The 22,375-nt window shown below is 61.1% G+C and carries 25 protein-coding genes and 1 tRNA gene; 14 read left to right on the top strand and 12 right to left on the bottom strand.

Features of this window, described 5'->3' with window-relative positions; all coding sequences use genetic code 11:
• Positions 1-249, bottom strand: a 249-nt coding sequence (locus NKH04_RS21865) for a glycosyltransferase (protein ID WP_352470451.1), incomplete at its 3' end; no start/stop codon positions are given.
• Between the two features lie 493 nt (positions 250-742).
• Here NKH04_RS21865 and NKH04_RS21860 point away from each other — a divergent pair.
• The 10 genes from NKH04_RS21860 to NKH04_RS21815 all read left to right on the top strand — a co-directional run bounded on the left by NKH04_RS21860 (position 743) and on the right by NKH04_RS21815 (position 8,514).
• Positions 743-1,099, top strand: a complete 357-nt coding sequence (locus NKH04_RS21860) for an SPW repeat protein (RefSeq protein ID WP_352451366.1) — start codon at positions 743-745, stop codon at positions 1,097-1,099.
• Between the two features lie 131 nt (positions 1,100-1,230).
• Positions 1,231-1,680: a DUF2231 domain-containing protein gene (locus tag NKH04_RS21855; protein ID WP_352919145.1), complete on the top strand. Its 450-nt coding sequence runs from the start codon at positions 1,231-1,233 to the stop codon at positions 1,678-1,680.
• Positions 1,680-3,026 carry a PQQ-dependent sugar dehydrogenase gene (locus tag NKH04_RS21850; RefSeq protein ID WP_352766775.1) on the top strand — a complete coding sequence of 449 codons (1,347 nt, stop codon included), beginning with the start codon at positions 1,680-1,682 and terminating at the stop codon, positions 3,024-3,026. The genes NKH04_RS21855 and NKH04_RS21850 overlap by 1 nt, the downstream gene beginning before the upstream one ends.
• Before the next feature lie 93 nt (positions 3,027-3,119).
• Positions 3,120-3,308: a hypothetical protein gene (locus NKH04_RS21845; RefSeq protein ID WP_352567649.1), complete on the top strand. Its 189-nt coding sequence runs from the start codon at positions 3,120-3,122 to the stop codon at positions 3,306-3,308.
• Between the two features lie 59 nt (positions 3,309-3,367).
• Positions 3,368-4,183, top strand: coding sequence for a cytochrome c oxidase subunit II (gene coxB / locus NKH04_RS21840; protein WP_352500857.1), 816 nt, complete (start codon positions 3,368-3,370; stop codon positions 4,181-4,183).
• A gap of 91 nt (positions 4,184-4,274) precedes the next feature.
• Positions 4,275-6,044, top strand: coding sequence for a cytochrome c oxidase subunit I (gene ctaD / locus NKH04_RS21835; RefSeq protein WP_352470447.1), 1,770 nt, complete (start codon positions 4,275-4,277; stop codon positions 6,042-6,044).
• On the top strand, positions 6,041-6,745 hold the full coding sequence (locus NKH04_RS21830; protein WP_352539753.1) for a cytochrome c oxidase subunit 3: 705 nt from the start codon (positions 6,041-6,043) through the stop codon (positions 6,743-6,745). Before ctaD ends, NKH04_RS21830 begins: the two co-directional genes overlap by 4 nt.
• Positions 6,746-6,758: 13 nt before the next feature.
• A complete protein-coding gene (locus tag NKH04_RS21825) occupies positions 6,759-7,481 on the top strand; it encodes a heme-copper oxidase subunit III family protein (RefSeq protein WP_023678903.1) in 723 nt (240 codons plus the stop codon).
• Positions 7,482-7,491: 10 nt separating this feature from the next.
• The gene (locus tag NKH04_RS21820; protein WP_352470444.1) at positions 7,492-7,896 is read left to right on the top strand and encodes a cytochrome C oxidase subunit IV family protein; all 405 of its coding nucleotides are present in this window, start codon (positions 7,492-7,494) and stop codon (positions 7,894-7,896) included.
• Between the two features lie 144 nt (positions 7,897-8,040).
• Entirely contained in the window at positions 8,041-8,514 is a 474-nt protein-coding gene (locus NKH04_RS21815; protein ID WP_352470443.1) for an aminoacyl-tRNA deacylase, read from the top strand.
• Positions 8,515-8,579: 65 nt separating this feature from the next.
• Here the strand turns inward: NKH04_RS21815 and NKH04_RS21810 are convergent, their stop codons facing one another.
• The 5 genes from NKH04_RS21810 to tig all read right to left on the bottom strand — a co-directional run bounded on the left by NKH04_RS21810 (position 8,580) and on the right by tig (position 13,512).
• A complete protein-coding gene (locus NKH04_RS21810) occupies positions 8,580-9,392 on the bottom strand; it encodes a DUF2189 domain-containing protein (protein ID WP_023678906.1) in 813 nt (270 codons plus the stop codon).
• A 316-nt stretch (positions 9,393-9,708) separates the two neighbouring features.
• The gene (locus NKH04_RS21805) at positions 9,709-10,641 is read right to left on the bottom strand and encodes a heme o synthase (RefSeq protein WP_352470441.1); all 933 of its coding nucleotides are present in this window, start codon (positions 10,639-10,641) and stop codon (positions 9,709-9,711) included.
• A 147-nt stretch (positions 10,642-10,788) separates the two neighbouring features.
• Complete coding sequence (locus NKH04_RS21800; RefSeq protein ID WP_502893720.1) at positions 10,789-11,142, bottom strand: c-type cytochrome; 354 nt, start codon at positions 11,140-11,142, stop codon at positions 10,789-10,791.
• Positions 11,143-11,354: 212 nt separating this feature from the next.
• Positions 11,355-11,876, bottom strand: a complete 522-nt coding sequence (locus NKH04_RS21795; RefSeq protein WP_352470439.1) for a hypothetical protein — start codon at positions 11,874-11,876, stop codon at positions 11,355-11,357.
• 160 nt (positions 11,877-12,036) lie between these two features.
• Positions 12,037-13,512, bottom strand: a complete 1,476-nt coding sequence (gene tig, locus NKH04_RS21790) for a trigger factor (RefSeq protein WP_352819182.1) — start codon at positions 13,510-13,512, stop codon at positions 12,037-12,039.
• Between the two features lie 343 nt (positions 13,513-13,855).
• Between tig and NKH04_RS21785 the strand changes: the two genes are divergently transcribed.
• A tRNA-Leu gene (locus NKH04_RS21785) sits at positions 13,856-13,940 on the top strand.
• An 89-nt stretch (positions 13,941-14,029) separates the two neighbouring features.
• Here NKH04_RS21785 and NKH04_RS21780 read toward each other — a convergent pair.
• Both NKH04_RS21780 and NKH04_RS21775 read right to left on the bottom strand, forming a co-directional pair.
• Complete coding sequence (locus tag NKH04_RS21780; RefSeq protein WP_352850152.1) at positions 14,030-14,614, bottom strand: GDYXXLXY domain-containing protein; 585 nt, start codon at positions 14,612-14,614, stop codon at positions 14,030-14,032.
• Positions 14,611-15,729 carry a DUF2157 domain-containing protein gene (locus NKH04_RS21775; protein WP_352919064.1) on the bottom strand — a complete coding sequence of 373 codons (1,119 nt, stop codon included), beginning with the start codon at positions 15,727-15,729 and terminating at the stop codon, positions 14,611-14,613. Before NKH04_RS21775 ends, NKH04_RS21780 begins: the two co-directional genes overlap by 4 nt.
• 222 nt (positions 15,730-15,951) lie before the next feature.
• Between NKH04_RS21775 and NKH04_RS21770 the strand changes: the two genes are divergently transcribed.
• From NKH04_RS21770 to trmFO, 3 genes are all read left to right on the top strand, one after another.
• Entirely contained in the window at positions 15,952-16,092 is a 141-nt protein-coding gene (locus NKH04_RS21770; protein WP_091596947.1) for a DUF1127 domain-containing protein, read from the top strand.
• Between the two features lie 48 nt (positions 16,093-16,140).
• Positions 16,141-16,281 carry a DUF1127 domain-containing protein gene (locus NKH04_RS21765; RefSeq protein WP_023678914.1) on the top strand — a complete coding sequence of 47 codons (141 nt, stop codon included), beginning with the start codon at positions 16,141-16,143 and terminating at the stop codon, positions 16,279-16,281.
• Positions 16,282-16,644: 363 nt separating this feature from the next.
• Complete coding sequence (trmFO, locus tag NKH04_RS21760; RefSeq protein WP_352500862.1) at positions 16,645-18,054, top strand: methylenetetrahydrofolate--tRNA-(uracil(54)-C(5))-methyltransferase (FADH(2)-oxidizing) TrmFO; 1,410 nt, start codon at positions 16,645-16,647, stop codon at positions 18,052-18,054.
• A gap of 26 nt (positions 18,055-18,080) precedes the next feature.
• Here the strand turns inward: trmFO and NKH04_RS21755 are convergent, their stop codons facing one another.
• From NKH04_RS21755 to yajC, 4 genes are read right to left on the bottom strand one after another with little or no spacing between them, the layout of a single operon-like run.
• The gene (locus NKH04_RS21755) at positions 18,081-18,908 is read right to left on the bottom strand and encodes a phytoene/squalene synthase family protein (RefSeq protein ID WP_502895719.1); all 828 of its coding nucleotides are present in this window, start codon (positions 18,906-18,908) and stop codon (positions 18,081-18,083) included.
• A gap of 25 nt (positions 18,909-18,933) precedes the next feature.
• Positions 18,934-19,323: an Mth938-like domain-containing protein gene (locus tag NKH04_RS21750; RefSeq protein ID WP_352470434.1), complete on the bottom strand. Its 390-nt coding sequence runs from the start codon at positions 19,321-19,323 to the stop codon at positions 18,934-18,936.
• Between the two features lie 15 nt (positions 19,324-19,338).
• A complete protein-coding gene (secDF, locus tag NKH04_RS21745; protein ID WP_352919062.1) occupies positions 19,339-21,891 on the bottom strand; it encodes a protein translocase subunit SecDF in 2,553 nt (850 codons plus the stop codon).
• Between the two features lie 51 nt (positions 21,892-21,942).
• Positions 21,943-22,284 (bottom strand): preprotein translocase subunit YajC, encoded by a 342-nt coding sequence (gene yajC / locus NKH04_RS21740; RefSeq protein ID WP_352451381.1) that lies wholly within the window; start codon positions 22,282-22,284, stop codon positions 21,943-21,945.
• Positions 22,285-22,375: the final 91 nt, after the last annotated feature.

Here is a 22,375-nt window from a genome sequence, read left to right as displayed (position 1 = left end):
CCGGCGCACCCGTTCAAGCATCATAACATGGTGCGGACCACCGTCCTGGACCCTGGGGTTCAGGCGCAGCGCGACGTCGCAACACCGCACCAGCTCGGCTGAGGTACGAGAATCGGCGCTGGCGAACAGCGTCACCTCGTGGCCCTGTCGGACAAGTTCTTCGGTCAGATACGAAACAATTCGCTCCGTTCCACCGTAGGTTCGGGGCGGCACGGATTCGGTTAGCGGTGCGATCTGGGCTATTTTCATTTAGAAATCTTTTCGGCGGCGATCGCCGCCTTTCAAACAAGCTTCGGCGGCAACCAAGACAAGCGAGAGCTTCCAGTTGCGAAGTATTCTATGCAGAGCGTATTTATAGTTGTGCCGTCCGTGCTCCTCCCGTGCAATCAGGTTGCCCTTATTCAACTCCTCTGCATCCAAGAACTGCGATCCATGAGAAATGTTTCACCGGCTCGATAAAAAGACAGAATGAGCTACGCGCCGCCGCCCCGCCGCCCCCTGACAGGCAGCTTTGGATCGCTCGATCACCACCAAGTGATCCAGGCGTGCCGGTGCCGAATGGAACATAAAGCCCGGAATTCAGTTAGATAGCCGGATTTGGCTGGAGTACCGCCAGATGCGGAATTCCAGCCGGGCAGGGCACTACCGTGACACGGAGTGAGCGGCTTCGGGCGCATCTCGCCGAACTCAGGCACCACCTTGCCGAACTCGGGAGCCATAAACGCTCCCTATGGAGGATGCCATGAACCAGTGGACAAACGCCAGGCTCTGTGACGTAGCCAACCTGATCCTTGGGGCAATTCTGTTCTTCTCCCCCTGGATCTTCACCTTTGCGGCAGGCCCGCAGACGCAGAACGCCCTCGGCAGCGGAATCTTGATTGTCGTGCTTTCGGTTGCCGCCCTCGCAGCATTTGCCGTGTGGGAAGAGTGGGTGAACCTGGTCGTCGGACTGTGGGTTCTCGCATCGCCCTGGGTGCTTGGATTCCAGGCGACCACGGCGATGACCGTGCATGTCGTGATCGGCATTCTGGTCGCCGTGCTGGCGGCGATCGAGCTCTGGATGATGTATCAGAACCCGCCGACCCAGTCCGCCGCCTAACAGGCGCAGCCAGCCAGCGCCCTTTTTTGGGCCTGACGGATCTATCGGTCGTCTGCCGGTCTCTCGGCAACAGCCGCCGGAGGCCGGGTAGGCGGCGTTTGTTTGGACGAGAATAGGAAGGATGGCGCATTATGGTCGGTGACAATCCGCGTTCGACGGCCAGGATTGCGGGACATCCTATTCATCCGATGCTCGTGCCATTTCCGATCGCCTGCTTCGTCGGCACCCTGCTGACGGATCTAGCCTATTGGCGAACAGCGGAGATGATGTGGGCTGACTTCTCCGCTTGGCTGGTTACCGTCGGCGTGATCATGGGCTGCCTGGCAGCGATCGCGGGGCTGATCGATTTCCTGGCCAATCCGCTGATAAGGGCACAGCCCCCCGCCTGGCCGCACGTGCTCGGCAATCTTCTGGCGCTGGCGTTATCCATCATCAACATGCTCGTGCACACCCGCGATGCATGGACCTCCATCGTTCCTACAGGCTTGATCCTCTCGGCGGTTGTCATGCTCGTCCTCATCTTCACTGGTTGGCTGGGCTGGTCCATGGTGTACCGGCATCACGTCGGAGTCGCGGATTGATGCGCATAGCAAGCTCCATCGGTCAGACCAGGCGCATCGCGGTGTCCGTCCTCGTTTGCACTGCGGCGATCACTCTTGCAGCGTGCAGCGGCAACGACCCGGATCCCAGCAGTCAGATAGGGCCGAATCCAAAACTGCCGGAGCCGATCCAATATTTCTTCCCGCCGATGCATCTCGCTTCCGTGGTCGGATGGAAGAGCGATGAGAAGCCGACAGTCGCGCAGGGGCTGCAGATCCAGGCTTTTGCCCACGGCTTGCAGCATCCGCGGTCGCTTTATGTGCTGCCCAATGGCGACGTGCTGGTGGTCGAGTCCAAGGCGCCGGGTGGCGAACCGATCAAACGGCCCAAGGATTTGGTGATGGGCTGGATCGAATCCTGGGTCACCTCGGGCGGCGACAGCGGCCCAAGCAACCGCATTACGCTGCTGCGCGACGCCGATGGCGATGGCAAGCCGGAGCTGACCAGCGTATTCCTCGACCACCTGAGCTCCCCCTTTGGCGTGGCGCTGGTGGGAAGCGATCTCTACGTCGCCAATACCGACTCCATCGTCCGCTATCCCTACAACACCGGTGACACAAAGATCACCGCGCCCGGGACGCCGCTAACCGCCCTGCCCGGCGGCCCGATCGACCACCATTGGACGAAGAGCCTGGTGGCAAGCCCCGACGGCTCGCTGCTCTATGTCGGCATCGGCTCGAACAGCAACGTCGCCGAAAACGGCATCGAGGCGGAGAAGAACCGCGCCGCCATCTGGCAGGTAGACAGGGCCACCGGCCGGTCGCGCATTTTCGCCAGCGGTTTGCGCAATCCAAACGGCCTGAGCTGGGAGCCGCAGACCGGGGCGCTCTGGGCAGTGATCAATGAACGCGACGAGCTCGGCCCCAATCTCGTGCCGGATTATCTGACCTCGGTAAAGGATGGCGGCTTCTACGGATGGCCATACAGCTATTACGGCCAGCATCTCGATCCCCGCGTCATGCCCCAACGTCCGGACCTGGTCGCAAAAGCGATCGTTCCGGATTATGCACTGAGTTCCCACGTCGCCCCTCTGGGGCTGGCCTTCTATGCGGCAACCAGCCTTCCCGAGGCATATCGCGGCGGCGCCTTCGTTGGCGAGCATGGCAGCTGGAACCGCACGCGCTTCAATGGCTACAAGGTAGTTTTCGTACCATTCAGCGGCGGCCGTCCGAGCGGCGTCGCTACCGACGTGGTGACTGACTTCCTGGACAAGGACAACAAGGCGCGCGGCCGGCCTGTCGGCCTGGCTGTCGACAAAACCGGGGCCCTGCTCATCGCCGACGACGTCGGCAACACAGTTTGGCGGGTGACATCTGCCGGCCAATAAAGTGGCTCCACTCCCTTCGTCGAGCTGTCGGTCGAGCAGGTGGAGGGATCCCCGACGATCGCCGTTCCGGTGGTTCTGCTAGGCGCATTCGGCGTGCCCGCCATTGCCGGCTACTCCACGCTGACGATGTTTGCCGCGTGGCCGCATCGGGCGGGTGAGCTGGAAATAGATGAGGGCCTGCCGCTGATCACCGCCGAACCGAAGGACCGCCAGCGCCGCGAAATGGTATTTTTGCCCTTCCCACAGCCGGCTCTAGAATTTTCATCGCAAATCAAGTTATGATGCACTTGGTATTTCCCGGGACGGCTTGCGCCGCTTGGAATACCGGGAGGAACCGGGACATGGCCGTTGCGCTTGTACTCGTTCTGATAGTCGTGGGCTCGGTGTTGTTCCACTTCCTGAGCCCATGGTGGTGGACGCCGATTGCCTCGAACTGGGACTATATCGACAACACCATCATCATAACTTTCTGGATCACCGGTGTCGTCTTCGCCGCCGTGGTTCTTTTCATGGCCTATTGCGTCTTCCGCTTCCGTCATCGGGAAGGCAATCAGGCGGCATACGAACCTGAGAACAGGCGGCTCGAATCCTGGCTGACGGTCGTCACCGCGGTTGGTGTCACCGCTTTGCTCGTTCCAGGCCTGTTCGTCTGGAGCCGGTTCGTTACCGTTCCAAGCGACGCAACCGAGGTCGAAGTCGTCGGCCAGCAGTGGCAATGGAGTTTCCGCCTCCCCGGCAAGGACGGCAAGCTCGGCACATCCGACACTCGCGACGTCAACGCTGAAAATCCACTCGGCGTCATCGCCACCGATGCCAACGGTCAGGACGATGTCGTAGTGGAAGCGGCCGACCTGCACCTCCCGGTAGGCAAACCGGTCAAGATGCTGCTCCGCTCGATCGATGTGCTGCACGATTTCTACGTGCCGGAATTCCGCGCCAAGATGGACATGATCCCGGGCTCGGTCACCTATTTCTGGTTCACTCCTACCAAGACCGGAACCTTCCAGGTCCTGTGTGCCGAACTCTGCGGCCAGGGACATCCGATGATGCATGGCGTGGTCATGGTCGATACTCAGGAAGACTATCTGGCGTGGCTTGGCCAGCAGCAGACTTTTGCGCAGCTGTCCGCGCCCCAGCAGATGGGCTCGGCAGAGTAGGAAACCGGAACGACGGCGCGCCGTCGGGATTGAAGTTAATGCGGCAAGTCCGAACTGTCGGGCTGGCCGAGAAGGGCACGGAGGTGTTCCTATGGTCGATATCACACCTGCAGATGCGGTACCGCCGGCCGAAGTCGCGGAAATGGAACTCTACCATCCGCACAGCTGGTGGACGAAATACGTTTTCTCGCAGGACGCCAAGGTCATCGCCATCCAGTATTCGGCGACGGCGACAGCGATCGGCATGGTCGCGCTGGTGCTATCCTGGCTGATGCGGCTGCAACTCGGCTTCCCCGGCACATTCGACTTCATCACCCCGGAAGCCTACTACCAGTTCATCACCATGCACGGCATGATCATGGTGATCTACCTGCTCACGGCACTCTTCCTGGGCGGCTTCGGCAACTATCTGATCCCGTTGATGGTTGGTGCTCGCGACATGGTCTTTCCCTATGTCAACATGCTGAGCTACTGGATCTATCTGCTCGCCGTGCTGGTCCTGGTGTCGAGCTTCTTTGCGCCCGGCGGACCGACGGGTGCCGGCTGGACGCTCTATCCGCCGCAGGCGATCATGACCGGTACGCCAGGCGGCCAGGACTGGGGCATCATCCTGATGCTTGTCTCGCTGATCCTGTTCATCGTCGGCTTTACCATGGGCGGCTTGAACTATGTCGTGACGGTGCTGCAGGGGCGCACGCGCGGCATGACGCTGATGCGCCTTCCGCTTACTGTCTGGGGTATTTTCACCGCCACCGTCATGGCGCTGCTCGCCTTCCCGGCGCTGTTCGTCGCCTGCGTGATGATGCTGCTCGACCGGGCGCTCGGCACCAGCTTCTTCATGCCGGCGATTGTCGAGATGGGCGAACAGTTGCAGCACGGCGGCGGCAGCCCGATCCTGTTCCAGCATCTGTTCTGGTTCTTCGGCCATCCGGAAGTCTACATCGTGGCGCTTCCGGCCTTCGGCATCGTATCCGACCTGATCAGCACCCATGCGCGCAAGAACATCTTCGGCTACCGCATGATGGTCTGGGCCATCGTCGGCATCGGCGCGCTGAGCTTCGTGGTCTGGGCGCACCACATGTATGTCAGTGGCATGCATCCCTATTTCGGCTTTTTCTTCGCCACAACGACATTGATCATCGCTGTCCCAACAGCCATCAAGGTCTACAATTGGGTGCTGACGCTGTGGCGCGGCGACATCCACCTCACCATACCGATGCTTTTTGCCTTGGCCTTCATCGTCACCTTCGTCAATGGCGGGTTGACTGGGCTATTTCTTGGCAATGTCGTCGTCGACGTTCCGCTGTCGGACACGATGTTCGTCGTCGCCCATTTCCATATGGTCATGGGGGTTGCCCCGATCATCGTAATCTTCGGCGCGATCTATCACTGGTATCCGAAGGTCACCGGCCGGATGCTGAACGAGACACTGGGCCGGTTCCATTTCTGGGTCACCTTCCTCGGCGCCTATCTGATCTTCTTTCCCATGCACTATCTCGGCTTGATGGGCGTGCCGCGGCGGTACAACGAATTGACCGACATGACGATCATGACGGAATCGGCCCACCACCTGAACTCGTTTATCAGCATCATGGCTTTTATAGTCGGTTTTGCTCAGATTGTGTTTCTGTTCAATCTCATCTGGAGCATCCGCCATGGCCGTGAGGCTGGCGGCAATCCGTGGCGGGCAACGACGCTCGAGTGGCAGACGCCCGAAACACCGCCCGCCCACGGCAATTTCGGCAAGGATCTGCCGATCGTCTATCGCTGGGCCTATGACTACAGCGTACCGGGAGCCAAGGAGGACTTCATACCGCAAAACGTTCCGGGCTCCTTCGCGCCCTCCAGGGAGCCGGCATGAGCGTAATCCTGGTCTTCCTGCTCGTGATCGCCGGTATTGCCGGGTGGTGGCTTTCCCATCAGCGGCTAATGACGAAGCCGTGGCTCGAGCAAGGTATGACCGGGGATTTTGTCGCTCTGGACCGATCGGCGCTGCCGACCGCAAAGATCGGTCTCGGCGTCTTCCTTGCCGTCGTCGGCTGCCTGTTCGCGCTGTTCACCAGTGCTTACTTCATGCGCATGGCACTGTCGGATTGGCGGCCGCTGCCCATCCCGCCCCTGCTCTGGCTTAACACCGGCGTACTGGTCTTGAGCAGCATCGCGATACAGTGCGCTTCGCTCGCGGCGCGCAAGGGTCAAGTGGACATGGTCAGGCTCGGCCTCGCCACCGCTGGACTCACGGCGCTCGTCTTCCTGATTGGACAGCTTGTGGCATGGCGGGAACTGAGTGCGGATGGCTATTTTCTGGCATCCAATCCGGCCAACAGCTTCTTCTACCTGCTAACGGGAATGCATGGCCTGCATATACTGGGAGGACTGGTCGGGCTGGGCAGAACGAGCGTCGGCGCCTGGAACGGAGCGCAGCCGCAGCGGCTTCGCCTCAGTGTCGAGCTGTGCGCCATGTATTGGCATTTCCTGCTTTTCGTCTGGCTCGCCATCTTTGCGCTTCTGGCCGGCTGGGCTTCGACTTTAATCGACATTTGCCGAGGGTTGCTGACCTAGGAGGAACGGGCGGATGGCAGAGACGACACTGGCCCACATCGGCCGAACAGAGCCGCGGCCCGCAGGCTGGCAAGGCATCGCCGCCGACTGGTCCTCGGATCAGCGGGCGTTCAAAAACGTGTCCTGGGGCAAGGCCATGATGTGGATCTTCCTGCTCAGCGACACGTTCATCTTCGGCTGCTTCCTGCTCTCCTACATGACCGCGCGTATCTCAACACGTGTGCCGTGGCCCAATCCGAGCGAGGTCTTCGCCCTGCGCATCGGTGGCTCCGACATTCCACTGATCCTTATCGCCATCATGACCTTCGTGCTGATCTCGAGCAGCGGAACGATGGCCATGGCGGTCAATTTCGGCTACCGCCGCGACCGCCGCAAGACGGCAGTGCTGATGCTCTTGACCGCAGCACTCGGCGCGACCTTCGTCGGCATGCAGGCCTTCGAATGGACCAAGCTGATCACCGAGGGCGTGCGGCCTTGGGGCAATCCCTGGGGCGCTGCCCAGTTCGGCGCATCCTTTTTCATGATCACCGGCTTCCACGGCACGCACGTGACGATCGGGGTGATCTTCCTGATCATCGTGGCGCGAAAGGTCTGGCGCGGGGATTACGATGTCGGACGGCCCGGCTTCTTCACCAGCCGAAGGGGCCGCTACGAGAACGTCGAAATCATGGGGCTTTACTGGCATTTCGTCGACCTGGTCTGGGTGTTCATTTTCGCATTTTTCTATCTTTGGTGAGAGGCAGGACATGGCTGAAGCAACCGCAAACGGCCTGGGACAACACGCACTGGACAGCGCCCGTACCCATGATGCGACGACGACCGGCGTTACCCCGGCGGAGGTTCATCAGGAGCACCCGATCAAGCTCTATCTGGTGGTCTGGGCGTGGTTGTTCATCCTCAGCACCTGCTCCTATCTGGTCGACTATTTCGGTCTCCACGGCTATCTCAGATGGTCGCTGATCCTGATCTTCATGATCCTCAAGGCAGGACTGATCGTCGCCATCTTCATGCACATGGCCTGGGAACGGCTGGCACTGGCATATGCAATTATCCTGCCGCCGGTGCTGGTTCTGGTGTTCGTGACGATGATGGTCTTCGAAGCGGACTACACGCTTCTCACCCGAATGGCGTTTTTCGGAGCCGGGCCCTGACATACAATCCGGATCCGGGCCGTCCGGTCCTGGAGCCTTCGCCTTGAAACAATCCACGACTGGTCCATTTCTGTTGGTATCGGAAACGACAGGCGATGCCGGCGTTTCCACATGCGTCGCGAACACCAGCAAGGGGCGCCCAAGATGACCATCGCAACCAGACTGAAGGACTTCATCGATAGGAAAGGAATTTCCTACGACACCGTCGAGCATCACCGCACGGCGACAAGCAGACAATCCGCCATTGCGGCACATGTGCCTGGCAGCATAATGGCCAAATCGGTGGTCGTTCACCACGACCGTGGCTACGCGCTCGCCGTGGTTCCAAGCACGCACAGGATAGAACTCGCGACATTGCAGGATGTCATGGAGAAGCCTCTTGGACTTGCCTCCGAAGACGAGGTGGTCTCGTTGTTCGGCGATTGCGATGTCGGCGCTGTGCCACCGATCGGCGCTGCCTATGATGTGCCAGTGGTCCTCGATGAAAGCCTCGGCGACGCTCCCGAAATCTATTTCGAGGGCGGTGATCATAGGACGCTGGTGCATGTGAGCGGCAGGGATTTTCGCGACCTGACAAAGGACGCGCGCCAGGCCCGTTTCAGCCACCCGGCCTATTGAAAGCTCTGCCCCACCTGCCCGCACCGGCACTTTCACCGGTGCGCGCAGGGCTGGTTTTTTTCAGCTCACGGTCTGGTGGCCGGCGGCGATTCCACAACTTTCCGATAGACATGCCAGGTCGCATGACCAAGGATCGGCAGCACGACTGCCAACCCGGCGAACACTGGCAGCGAGCCGACGATCAGGGCGACGGCGACGATAAGGCCCCACACGGCCATCACGATCGGGTTGGCCAGGACAACGCGCACCGAGGTGTGGATGGCTTCGTAGGCGCCGACATCGCGGTCGAGCAACAACGGGAATGCGACGACCGTGGTGCACAACACAACCGCGGCGAACACGAAGCCGATGGCGTGACCCAGGATGATGAGCGTCCAGCCGCGTCCCGTGGCAAATATTTCACTGATGAAACTGGACAGCGATTGCGGCGGCGCCGGGCCGAACAGGGTCTGGTAGAATATCTGGGCCGTCAAAAGCCAGGCGATGAAGATCGCAAGCAGCATGACGCCGACCGCTGCAATAGCCGGCAGTGCTGGAGAACTCCTGACCTCAAAGGCGTGCCTCCACGAGGCGTCGAGCCCGGCTTCCCGTCGCCGGCTGATCTCATAGAGGCCGATCGCCGCGAACGGACCAATCAGTGCAAAGCCGGACACAAGCGGAAACAGCAATGGCAGCGTGTTGTTACCTGATGTCCAGACAGCAAGCACGACACCCGCAATCGGATAGATCAGGCAGAGAAAAACGATGTGCGACGGCTTGACCATGAAATCATCGACGCCACGCCTGAGCGCATCAAAAAGATCGGAGACACCGATTTTTCGAATTCTGGTGTGTTCCAGCGTCTCGCTGGCGCCTGCTATTACGTGAAAGCTTGCCATGACCATTCCTCCAGACCAGGTCCGGTAAGGTCGCGTTTTACGGTGCTGCCGTTCCGCATGATTGGCCCACGCAAACCGCGACCTGCACCATGATCAATATACTCTCATGCGGGGGACTTGTCGCGCTTTGTAGGAAGGCCCGGGAGTAAGAGGTCCCGGGTAGCCTGACTAGCTACGGACGCCGTTCTCCGATATGCTCTTCTAGTCGAAGGTGAAGGTCATGGACGGAAGGACAGTTCTCATACTCGGCCTTGGCGTCGTTATTCTGCTGTTGCTTGGATTTTGTGCTCTGCCAATGTGATGTTTTGAGCCGGGGTCAATAGTCGGCTGAAGCGATCACTCGCATTACAATGGTGTCGGCAAGCAACGCTGCAAATATTGCGAAAAGATAGACAATCGAATACGCAAACAGCGCCTTTGCCGGCTTCATCTCCTTGTCGGCGACGAGAACCTTCCAGGCCTGCCAAATGAAACCTGCACCCAACGCGGCTGAAGCAGTGCCGTAATATCCGCTCGCGAAGCCGAAACCCCAAGGGAGCACGCCGATTGGCGCCAAGAGCAGTGAATAGGCGAAGATTTGTTTTCTGGTCGAGTGCTGGCCGGCCACATTCGGCATCATCGGGACCCCAGCCGCGGCATAGTCACCGACCTTGAAAAGGGCCAGCGCCCAGAAATGAGGCGGCGTCCAGAGGAAAATGATCAGAAACAGGATGAGACTTTCAATGCCGATTGCGCCGGTTGCAGCAACCCACCCGATCACCGGAGGAAGGGCGCCTGCCGCGCCGCCTATGACGATATTCTGTGGCGTCGAGCGCTTCAGCCACATCGTGTAGATAACGACATAGAAAAAGATGGTGAACGCCAACAACGATGCGGCGAGCCACCCCACCAGCACGCCGAGCGTCATGACCGACAGTGCGGAAAGCACCAGACCGAAGCTGAGAGCTTCGCCAGGCGTGACGCGACCGGACGGAATCGGTCGCTTGGACGTGCGAGACATCAAGGCGTCTATGTCTGCGTCGTACCACATATTGAGCGCGCCGGCGGCTCCCGCTCCAACCGCGATTGCGCCGATGGCAATTAAGGCGATAACTGGATTCATCACGCCGGGCGCCATCATCAGGCCGACGAAGGCCGTAAACACGGCAAGTGCCATGACGCGTGGTTTCAAAAGCGCAAAGAAATCACCCGCCGTCGCCTCCGAGAGGCGGATGCCGGTATCCTTGAGACGGCTTTCTTCAGTCGACATTCAGACGACCACCGATGGGAATGGCAGCCTAGCCGGCCAATGTCTTTTTTGCAACGAGTCGCCCTCCCCACCGACACTGCCGGCAGATTGCGGCCGAGGCTATGCCTCGACCTGTTTGCTATACCAAGATCCGGCGGAAGAGCCGGGCTATTTGGAGAATTGCTTCAGATAAGCAATGACATTGGCGACGTCCTCGTCCTTCTTGAGGCCGGGGAATGCCATCTTGGTTCCTTTGACCATCGCCTTGGGATCGTGAAGGTAGGTCGTCAGCGTGGCCTCATCCCATTTGACGCCGGACTTGCCAGCCTCGGTCATGGCCTTGGAATAGCTGAACCCCGGATGCGTCCCGGCCGTTCGGCCGATGACGCCGTTCAAGGACGGGCCGACCTTGTTCTGATCCTTGTCCGCGATATGGCAGACCTTGCATTTGGCGAAGACCTTCTCACCCGCCGCGGCATCCTGTGCCCGCGAGGGGCCGGCAATGACGGTGGCGACGGACATGATGACAAAAAACACAAAGGCACGCATGGCATTTCCTCCCTGATCGCCAATTTGCCCTGGCTGACCTGCACAGGCCGACATTTAGTCCGCTGGCATGCGCTCTTGAATGGCAGAACGGATATCCACTGCCTGGGGTTGCGGCACCTACATACCACGGAACCCGGCCGGCAGATAGAGTTCGGCCGTGCCAAGGTTTAATGCGGACAATCTGCTCAAGGCAATTTGGTGTTGCAGCTGGCGGCGATCCGGCCGATCGCCTCTTCAACTCCGGTGAGGTCAAACTCGGCTTTGCCGCGCCCCGACAGCAGCCCGAACCGCCAGGACAGCAGCAGCCGGTCCGCGGCAATCAGTCGCCTGATGCCGTCGGCACCGTCGCGGACCAGCATCCTGCTGCGCGGGCCGACCGACCAGCTTTCGTTGAGCTTGCCGGATTGGCCGACAGTCACCGACATGGCGATGGTTCGGCTGGCGGAAACGGTGTCGCTCAGCTGCAGCCATTCGCTCCAACGCGGTTCGCCGGCGGTCCGGCACGCGATCGTCAAAACCGGGCTGTAGCTCAATGCGCCGCCGCCGGTGATGAGCTTGTTGGTCGCATAAAGCGAGGCGGTGACAAGGCCATCGCTGCTCTTGTCGAACCGCCAGTTGTCGAGAACCGTATCAGCCTGGGCAATGCCACAGACCGACGCAAGCAGGAACGCCGCCGCCACGCTTCCGATACCGAAGAACTGTCTCAACGATGCCTCCAACAACCGCTGCGGTCAGCAACCCAGCGCAGATAATCATCAAAGCTTCATATCGCTACCTCGAGCGCCAGATGCGTGAAATCCGTTGCGTCTGTGCCACAACGAAAAAGGCCGCCTCGAGAAGGCGGCCTTTCGGAATTCAGCAGGGACGTTATTCAGCGTCCTTGGCGGCCTTCTTCTTCGGCGCGGCCTTTTTCTTCGGCTCTTCAGCGTCGTCGTCGGCCTTCTTGGTGTCCGCTTTTTTCGCAGCCGCCTTCTTCGCCGGCTTGGCCTTGGTTGTATCCGTATCCTCCTCGTCGGCCAGCAGCTCTTCCTTGCTGACCTTGACGTCGGTGACCGAAATCTGGCCGAGCAGATGGTCGACCACCTTCTCTTCGAACATCGGCGCGCGCAACGTGTTCAGCGCTTCGGGATTGTTGCGATAGAATTCGAAGGCCTCCTGCTGCTGGTTGGCCGGATAGCGACGCACCTGCTCGAACAGGCCGCGCTGCAATTCCTCGTCCGTCACCGTGACGCCGGCCTTCTCGCCGATTTCGGCGAGAACCAGGCCGAGACGCACGCGGCGCTCGGCAAGCCGCATGTATTCTGCACGCGCTTCTTCTTCCGTCGTCTCTTCGTCGGCAAAGGTCCGCCCGGCAGCTTCGAGATCGCGATTGACCTGGTTCCAGATGTTGTTGAACTCGGCCTCGACTAGCTTGGACGGCGCCTCGAACGAGTAGGCAGCGTCGAGCTGGTCGAGCAACTGCCGCTTGACTTTCTGGCGCGTTATCGAGCCGAACTGGTTCTCGATCTGACCGCGCACCACCTCGCGCAGGCGCTCCAGCGATTCAAGGCCGAGATTTTTGGCCATCTCGTCGTTGATCTCAAGCGCGCCGGGCTTCGACACTTCCTTGACCGTCACGTCAAAAGTGGCTTCCTTGCCGGCCAGATGCGCCCCCTGGTAGTTTTCCGGGAAGGTAACCGTGACCTGCTTCTCGTCGCCGGCCTTGCTGCCGACCAGCTGGTCCTCGAAGCCGGGGATGAATTCCTTCGAGCCGAGCACCAGCGGCTGATCCGTGCCTGCGCCGCCGCCGAAGGCTTCGCCGTCGATCTTGCCGACATAATCGATGGTCACGCGATCGCCTTCGGCGGCCTTGCCGGTTTTCGGCTCGTAAGTGCGGGCGGATTCAGCGACACGCTTGACCTGCTCGTCGATCTCTTCATCCGGCACGTCGAACACCTGGCGCGTCACCTTGATGTCGGAGAAATCCTTGATCTCGATCGGCGGAATGACCTCATAGTTCAGACGGAACTCGAAATCGGCACCGCCTGCCAGGATCTTCTCGGCTTCCTTCTCGTCCTCGGTCATGATCACTTCGGGCTGCATGGCGGCCTTTTCGCCGCGCCCGGTGATGATCGAACGGGTCGAATCATTGAGGATCTCGTTGACCACTTCGGCCATGAACGACTTGCCGTAGACCTTGCGCAGATGCTGCACCGGCACCTTGCCGGGGCGGAAGCCGTTGATGCGGACCTTGTTCCTGGCATCGGAGAGCCGCGCCATCAGCTTGGCTTCCATGTCACCGGCCGGCACGGTGATCTTGATCTCGCGCTTGAGACCGGAGTTGAGCGTTTCGGTGACCTGCATCATAAAACCTTTGTTTCCACCAATGAGGCCGTCAAACGGCCCCTGCCGTTTACAGCCTGCCGGTATGATCTTGCCGGGAATGGCTTTTGGTGCGGGACTTGGCGATCTGTCCGCTCAACGCGGCACAAATCCTCCAGAAATACGCTCCAAAATGTGAATAAGTCTTTGTTTTTCCTACTTCTTATCACATTCTGCAGAAGCGGATCGTCGCGTCCCGTCACATTCGACACGCCTTTTGTCACAGGCGACGCTGATTTTCAACCATCTTTGCATTCCGGCCAATGATGCCGATGTGGGCTCTGACATTGACAGAATGATGGCTACATGGGATTGGCCGGGCAATGCGGATGTGGCGGAATTGGTAGACGCCCTGGATTTAGGTTCCAGTGCCGAAAGGCGTGGGGGTTCGAGTCCCTTCATCCGCACCACCCTTCGCTCTTCGAGCTTGGGGTGGCAGGCCACTCGAAGCTCCTCCGAGCCTTGGCGCAGGAGATCATTGCCAAGGCCGTAGCGCGATCTAGTAAAGCGGCTCCTCGAACAGTGTCTTGTCGCCATCCATCAGCGCTTTGATCTGCGCCGTGCCGTTGGCCGCAATCGCCACGCGGATGCCGAACGGCCGCACCCGCATGTCGTTCTGGATCGCCATCCCCTCGCCTTCCGGCAGATAGAAGCGCTCGATGCCGTAATCCGGCGCGATCGTCGTTGCTCCCTGGCTGATATTCCAGCCCTCGGAGACGTGTCCGACGATATCGGCTTCATCGGATGCTGCCGGCGCCGGCGCTTGCCCGAACCAAGCCGCGGTCGACCCCCAATAGCCATCGGCGCCCTGCTTCAGTCTGACCACGATCGACGTTTCCTCGCTGGAAAGCTTGCCGGCCGGAATGTTGCCGATCAGTTTCACCGGTATGCGTGAAATGTCGTAGCCGAGCAGAATGTAGTCACCGCGCAAGAGATCGCGCGGATCGATCGGCTCGACCTTGAGCAGGACCTGCTTGCCATCGCGCAGGATCGCCGCGCGTCCGGCGATGATCCAGCTCAGAAAGCCGATCTGGACGAGCGCCAGGACCAGCGCCGAGATGATCAGTCTTTTGCCGGTCATCATGCCGCCGCTCCTGTCATGTTCGAGGCGTTCATGCGCCTTTCTATGCGGATGATAATGAAAGCAAGAACGGCGAGCAGCACCGCCGCCGCAAGGAAGAAGCCTGCCGTGTCGAGCATTGATTGCAGCATCACCACATAGATGATGGCGAGTTCGAAGGCGAAGCCCGCATAGGCAACCCAGCGCAGTCCCCGGCTCTCGCGGCCGCCCAGCACGATCGCCGCGATGATGCCGGCCAGCGCAACAGCCGAGGCAATGGCAAAGCCGCCATTGTAGCTGCTTTCATCCGCCAGTTCGAATTGGATCATCGCCAGGCCGGTGAGAAAGCCGATCAGCGCGTGCAAGGGCAACCTGCCGCCGAGTTGCAAAACCCTCTCGACCGGCCCGGCAGCAAAGATCGCAGCGGTAAAAAGCAGCACCGACGCGGCAACGAGCGGGATGGCGACTTGCAGCGTGTCGTATTCCATGGCCAACAGCACGAGGTAGAAAAGGACCGACAGGATGATCAGGTGGCGCGCCGCCTGGCTGCGCGTCCAGAACGAAACGGCGAACAGTATTAGCGCCATGACCACGAAGAGATGCGGAAATTCCGTGCGCCGGAAGTAGTCGAACCCTCTCAGGAACAGCCAGGCATCGGCGATGCCGACGGCAGCGACGGTCAGTGGGTTTGAGCGCAGCGCCACCGCCGCCAGCGCCGTGCCGGCCCCCCAGGTGATCAAGGCCGAGGCCTCGTCGCCCGACAAATGATACATCTGGCCGATCAGCGCGATCGAACCGCCGAATGCCGCCGCCGCGACGATCCACAGTGCTTCGCCGATCGCCGCATGGTCGCGCATCTTCAACACCGCGCCGCCGACATAGCCGGCAAGGATAACGGCAAAAAGTGCCGCGACCCGCACCAGCCGCGGGATGACTTCCCAGTTAGCGGCGATGAAGATCAGGATAGCCGCGCCGAACAGCAGCGCCGCCATCATCGCCAGGATCGAGCCGAAACTCAGCGATTTGCGTTCGTTTGCCTCGACGTCGCGCGTTAGAGCCTCGGCTGTCGGCGCGTCGATCAGGCCGGCCTGCTGCCATCGCGCGATATCCGACCTGACCCGTGACGAATAGCTCGCCATGCCCCTCCCCCTTTCCTTGGTTCTTTTAGCTCGTCCGGCCAAGCGTTTGACCTAACGGCATTTTCCGATCTGGGCGGAAAACTGGACGCGCGCTAATGCTGCATTGCACAATTTGCATTGCTGCCATGCACCAATAGCGCTTTCAAATCGATATGACCCCACCTATTTTCACGGTGCACACAAAGACGGAATGATCCGAAAGAAAGACGAAACGAGACTACCATGAACCTGATCCGCAACTATCGCAACTGGCGCCGCTATAGGGACACCGTGTCCGAGCTGAGCCGCCTGAGCACCCGTGAACTGACCGATCTCGGCATCAGCCGCAGCGACATTCACTACGTCGCCCGCAAGGCGGTCTAATCCTTCGGGCCGCAAATGGCCCGAACCAGTTTTGAAAAGAGAACGACAATGAACCTGATCCGCAACTATCGTAACTGGCGCGTCTACCGCGAGACGGTTACCGAGCTGGGTCGCCTGTCGAACCGCCAGCTCAACGATCTCGGCATCGTCCGCGACGAGATCAAGATGGTCGCTCGCAGGGCGATCTAACAACAAGAATTTCGCCAGGGTCGACCTCCTCCCCGACCCTGACGGATACGGTCAGCCTTCACCTCCTCCCGAGGGTTGACCACAAAAACGGCGCCCGCCGGACCTCCTCCCCCGGCGGGCGCTGTTTCTAAAAAGGGTTTCGCGCCCTTTCAAATGGCGAAAGGAATTTCGTCAAAGCCGACCTCCTCCCCGGCGATGACGAATACGGTCGATCTTCACCTCCTCCCGAGGATCGACCAACAAAACGACACCCGCCGGACCTCCTCCCCCGGCGGGTGTTGTTGTTTTGGGGCGGCTTCCCCCGTCAGCCATTCTCCCGCGTGGCAATTGCAATCCTTGCGCCAAGCGACTATTTCGGCGCTCATGGACAAGAACCCCATTCACGTTATCGGCGGCGGTCTCGCCGGCTCCGAAGCCGCCTGGCAGGCGGCCGAAGCCGGCGTTCCAGTTGTCCTGCATGAAATGCGTCCCGTCCGCGGTACCGACGCGCACAAGACCGACGGGCTGGCCGAGCTCGTCTGTTCCAACTCCTTCCGCTCCGACGATGCGCAAACCAATGCCGTCGGCCTGCTGCACGCCGAAATGCGGCTGGCCGGTTCGCTGATCATGAGCGCCGGCGACGCGCATCAGGTGCCGGCCGGCGGAGCGCTGGCCGTCGACCGCGACGGATTTTCCGAAGCGGTCACCAGAAAGCTCGAAGCGCACCCGCTCATCACCATTCGTCGCGAGGAAGTGCCCGGCCTGCCGTCGGCGGACTGGGACCAGGCGATCGTTGCCACCGGCCCGCTGACGGCGCCTTCGCTCGCCCAATCGATTGCGGAAGCAACCGGCGCCGACGCGCTCGCCTTTTTCGATGCCATCGCGCCGATCGTCCATTTCGACACGATCGACATGGATATCTGCTGGTTCCAGTCGCGCTACGACAAGGTCGGTCCCGGCGGCACCGGCAAGGATTACATCAACTGCCCGATGGACAAGGAGCAGTACCTTGCCTTCGTGCAGGCGCTGGTCGACGGCCAGAAGACCGAATTCAAGCAATGGGAAGGCACGCCCTATTTCGACGGCTGCCTGCCGATTGAGGTGATGGCCGAGCGCGGCGTCGAGACATTGCGCTACGGGCCGATGAAGCCGATGGGGCTGACCAATGCGCATAATCCGTCTGTAAAGGCGTATGCCGTCGTCCAGCTCCGGCAGGACAACGCGCTGGGTACGCTCTACAACATGGTCGGCTTCCAGACCAAGCTGAAGCACGCCGAGCAGGTGCGCATATTCCGCACCATCCCCGGGCTGGAACACGCCGAATTTGCCCGCCTAGGCGGCCTGCACCGCAACACCTACATCAATTCGCCGACGCTGCTCGACGCGTCGCTGCAGTTGAAGTCGCGGCCCGGCCTGCGCTTTGCCGGCCAGATCACTGGCTGCGAGGGCTACGTCGAGAGCGCCGCCATCGGCCTGCTCGCCGGGCGCTTTGCAGCCGCCGAAAGGCTTGGCCATGCGCCGTCGCTGCCGCCCTTGACCACCGCCTTCGGCGCCTTGCTCAACCACATCACCGGCGGCCATATCGTTTCAGACGATGAGCCGGGAAAGCGCTCCTTCCAGCCGATGAACGTCAATTTCGGCCTGTTCCCGCCGGTGGACGCGCCGAAGATCGAAGGCAAGCGGCTGCGTGGCAAGGACAAGACGGTCGCCAAGCGGCACGCGGTAACGTCGCGCGCGCTCGCCGCCTGCCGCGAATGGCTGGGGCTGCCTTCCCAGGCGGAAGCTGCGGAATAACGGTCGGGTTGGCTACGCGGCAGCCTTCATGCGACCGGCCAGCCCCGCGTCGCGCGCCGGAACAAGAGCCAATGCCGGCGCAGGACAGAGAGCCGCGCCACCTCCTTGACAGGCGAGCGGCGGGCGCGCTCCATCTTGTCGAGATAGGCGCCCGAAAGAGCCAGCGGCAGAAACGCCGGGCGCAGCGAAACCGGTAGAGCGGACGCCCCCTGCTCGAAGGCGGAAAGATGTTCCCGTGCCAGCGCGATTATCGCGGCAGCGGCGCGTTCCGCGCCCGGCCCGCCGTCACCTGTAACGAATTCTTGCGGCGAGGATCCCGCCGCCGCCAAAATATCGGCCGGCACAAAGCACTGTCCCCGCTCGCGATGTAGCGGCAGCAGAAGCAGCAGACCGGTCATCGCCTGCGCACAACCTGCCCTGCCGGCAAGCTCGGCAAAGCGCGGTGCTTCGACCGGATCGAGCACCATCGCCGCAAGCTGGATAAGTGCTGCGGCAGTCTCGCCGCAATAGCCTTCGAGGTCGCTGCGCGACGGCATCGGGTCGTCATAGAGATCGAAGATGCGCGCTTCGAGCATGTTCTCGAAAGCGGCCTTGGGCAGATGGTGGGCGGAAATAGTCGCCTTCAGCGCGTCCGCCACGGGATGGCCGACCTCAGCCCCATCCTCTTCGGCTGCGATGACGTCGCGCCACCATTGCAGCCGCACCTCGCCCGGCAGCGCCTCGTGGATGCGGTCGCGTATGCCGGCAATTTCGGCGTTGAAGGCATAGAGCGAAAACAGCGCGTCCCGCTTGTCTTCGGGCGCGTAGAGCGCGGTCAGGTAGCGGTCATGATCAGCGGCGCGCACCGTCTCCATGACGAGTTTGGTGTTTTCGGCCACGTCAGTCGACGGCGATGAGTGCTGCGGCCACCGCGCGGTCTTCAGCCAGCAGCACATTGTAGGTCCGCACAGCCGCCCCGGTCGACATCGGATCGGCGGAAATGCCGGCATCCTTCAGCGCGGCACGCAGCGCGGCCGGCAACGGCCTCAGATCCTTGCCGCTGCCGACCAGCAGGATCTCGACCTTGTCTGCCTCGTTGAACAGCTTGGCGAAATCCGCTGCCGTCAGCGCCAGCGGATCGGCCGGCTCCCAGCCATAGATGCCCGAAGGCAGGCACAGCAGCGAGCCGCGATGCGACATGTCGGCAAAGCGGAAACCGCCATTGCCGTAAGCCTCGACCGGTGCGCGGCCGGGGAAATGCGCCTCGCGGATGACGATGCCCTTGGCCACTTTTGAGGCAAGCCGTCAGGTGGCTATGGCTTTGCCGCCGCCCACCGGCTTTTCCTCGTCCGACGCTGTGGCCTGCGGCCGCAGCTTGAACAGGATAAGCAGTGGCGCGGCGATAAAGATCGACGAATAGGTGCCGAACACGACGCCGAACAGCATGGCCATGGTGAACGAGCGGATCACCTCGCCGCCGAACAGCACCAGCGCCAGCAGCGCCAGGATCGTCGTCACCGAGGTCAGCGTCGTCCTCGACAGCGTCTCGTTGATGGCGTTGTTCAGCAATTGCGGCAGCGGCATTCGCTTGTATTTTCGCAGATCCTCGCGAACGCGGTCATAGACGACGATCGTATCGTTGAGCGAATAACCGATGATGGTAAGGATCGCCGCCAGCGACGACTGGTTGAATTCGAGGCCGGTGAGGACGAAGAAGCCGATCGTCATGACCACGTCGTGAACGGTCGCAACAATGGCGCCGACCGCGAACTGCCATTCGAAGCGGAACCAGACATAGATCAGAATGCCGAGCAGCGCGACCAGCATGGCAATGGTGCCTTGCTTGGCAAGCTCGCCCGAGACCGTCGGCCCGACCACTTCGACGCGGCGGAAATCATACTGGTCCTGCAGCTCGCCGCGCACCTTGTCGATGACGGTCTGCTCGGCGTTCTCGCCACCCTCCTGGGTACCGACGCGGATCAGCACGTCGTTCGGCTCGCCGAACTGCTGAACCTGCACCTCGCCGATATTGAGTTCCGTCAGCCTGCCGCGGATGTCAGCCAGATCGGCATTGCCGGCCTTGGACTGCACCTCGATCAGCGAGCCGCCCTTGAAATCGATGCCGTAATTGATGTCGATGGTCATGAAGCCGATGACCGACAGCACCGAAAGCACGCTGGACAGTGTGAACGTCCAGCGGCGGATGCCCATGAACGGAATTTTCGTTCCCGGCGGAATGAAGGTCACCGGCGCCCGTGGCAACTCCTTCGGACGGGCCCGGCGAAGCCAGATCGACACCAGCAGGCGGGTGAAGGTGAAGGCGGTGAAGACCGTGGTCAGGATGCCGATGGCATAGGTGACGGCAAAACCCTTCACTGGCCCGGTGCCGAGGTAGAACAGCACCACGGTGGCAATCAGCGAAGTGACGTTGGAATCGACGATGGTCGCCAGCGCCTTGCTGAAGCCGGTATCGATCGCCTGGATCACCGAGCGGCCGGCACGTCGCTCCTCGCGAATACGCTCATAGATCAGCACGTTCGAATCGACCGCCATGCCGATGGTCAGCACGATACCGGCGATACCCGGCAAGGTCAGCGTCGCGCCAAGCAGCGACAGCAGCCCGACGATCATCGCGACATGCACCGCCAGCGCGATGTTGGCGAGGAAGCCGAGGAAACCGTAGGCGACGAACATGAACGCCACCACCAGGATCGAGCCGATGATGCCGGCGACCTTGCCGGCATGGATGGAGTCCTGGCCGAGGCCAGGGCCAACCGTGCGCTCCTCGATCACGGTGAGGGTCGCCGGCAAGGCGCCGGCGCGCAGCAGCACGGCGAGATCGTTGGCGCTCTCGGCAGTGAAATTCCCCGATATCTGGCCGGAACCGCCAGGGATCGGTTCGTTGATCCGCGGCGCCGAAATCACCTGATTGTCGAGGATGATGGCAAACAGCTTGCCGACATTCTGCGCTGTCGCCTGGCCGAACCGCTGCGCCCCCTTGGAATCGAAGCGGAACGAAACCACCGGCTCATTGGTCTGCGAGTTGAACGTCGCCTGGGCATCGACGAGGTTTTCACCCGAAACGATGACGCGGTTCTCGATCAGATACGGAACCGGCGGATCGTCCTGCGAATACAGCACCGAGGATCCCGGCGGCGGACGGCCGTTCAGCGCATCCTGCACCGGCATCGATTGGTCGACCATCTGGAAGGTCAGCTTGGCGGTCTGGCCGAGAATTTCCTTCAGCCGTTGCGGGTCCTGCAAACCAGGCACCTGCACAAGGATGCGGTCGTCGCCTTGCCGCTGCACGATCGGCTCGGTCGTTCCCAGTTCGTTGACACGACGGCTGACAACCTCGATCGACTGGGTCAGCGCCGTCGACGTACGGTATTTGATGCCGGCATCGGTGACGGTGAATTTAAGCAGGCCGGCCTCGGAATCATCCAGGGTCATCTCCTGGATGGAGCCGCCGCTGAACAGGCCGGCCGCCACCGGATTGGTCAATGGCTTCAGTGCGTTCTTGGCGGCGTCGATCTGTGCGGGATCGGTGATGCGGACCTGCACCGTGCGCCCCGACCCGGCAAGGCCGGTATAGCCGATCTTGGCATCGCGCAGCAGCGTCCTGATTTCGTCGCGCGTCGTCTCCAGCCGATCCTTGATCAGATCGTTCGGATCCATCCTGAGCAGGATGTGCGAGCCGCCCTGCAGGTCGAGGCCGAGCGTCATCTGCCGCTTCGGCACCCAGTCGGGAAGCTTGGCCAGCGTGCTGGCGGAAAAAAGGTTGGGCGCAGCGAGGACCACTGTGGCGGCCACGGCCAGCCAGATCAGGATCATCTTGAAGCGCGAAAAATAAAGCATATGGCGTCGTCCGTCAGGGCGTACTGGCGGATCGTTCCGCCGACAATTCGGTTATTTCTTGGCGTTCTGGTTCGCCACCGGCTCGCCCTTGACGCGCACATCGGCAATCGTCGAGCGCAGCGCCGTCACCTTGGTGCCGCCGCCAAGGTCGATCTCGAGCTCGTTGTCGTCAATCACCTTGGTCACCTTACCGACCAAGCCGCCGCCGGTGACGACGGTATCGCCGCGGCGAACCGCCGCCAGCATCTCGCCGCGCTTCTTCAGCTGCGTGCGCTGCGGCCGGATGATCAGAAAATACATGATCACAAAAATCAGAGCAAACGGCACGATCTGGATAAACATTGCGGACGAGTCCCCGCCGATGCCTTGGGCGTATGCCGGTGTCACGAACATCGAGGTACTCCTGAATTTTAAAAACAGCCGCCTTAACCGTTCTGGGAATTTGACGGCCCCGCCAAATTTGGCCGGAATATAGTCGGTAACG

This window comes from Mesorhizobium sp. M1365 (genome assembly GCF_040317865.1).
Taxonomy (GTDB): Bacteria; Pseudomonadota; Alphaproteobacteria; order Rhizobiales; family Rhizobiaceae; genus Mesorhizobium.
This window is presented reverse-complemented; position numbering and strand designations above follow the sequence as displayed.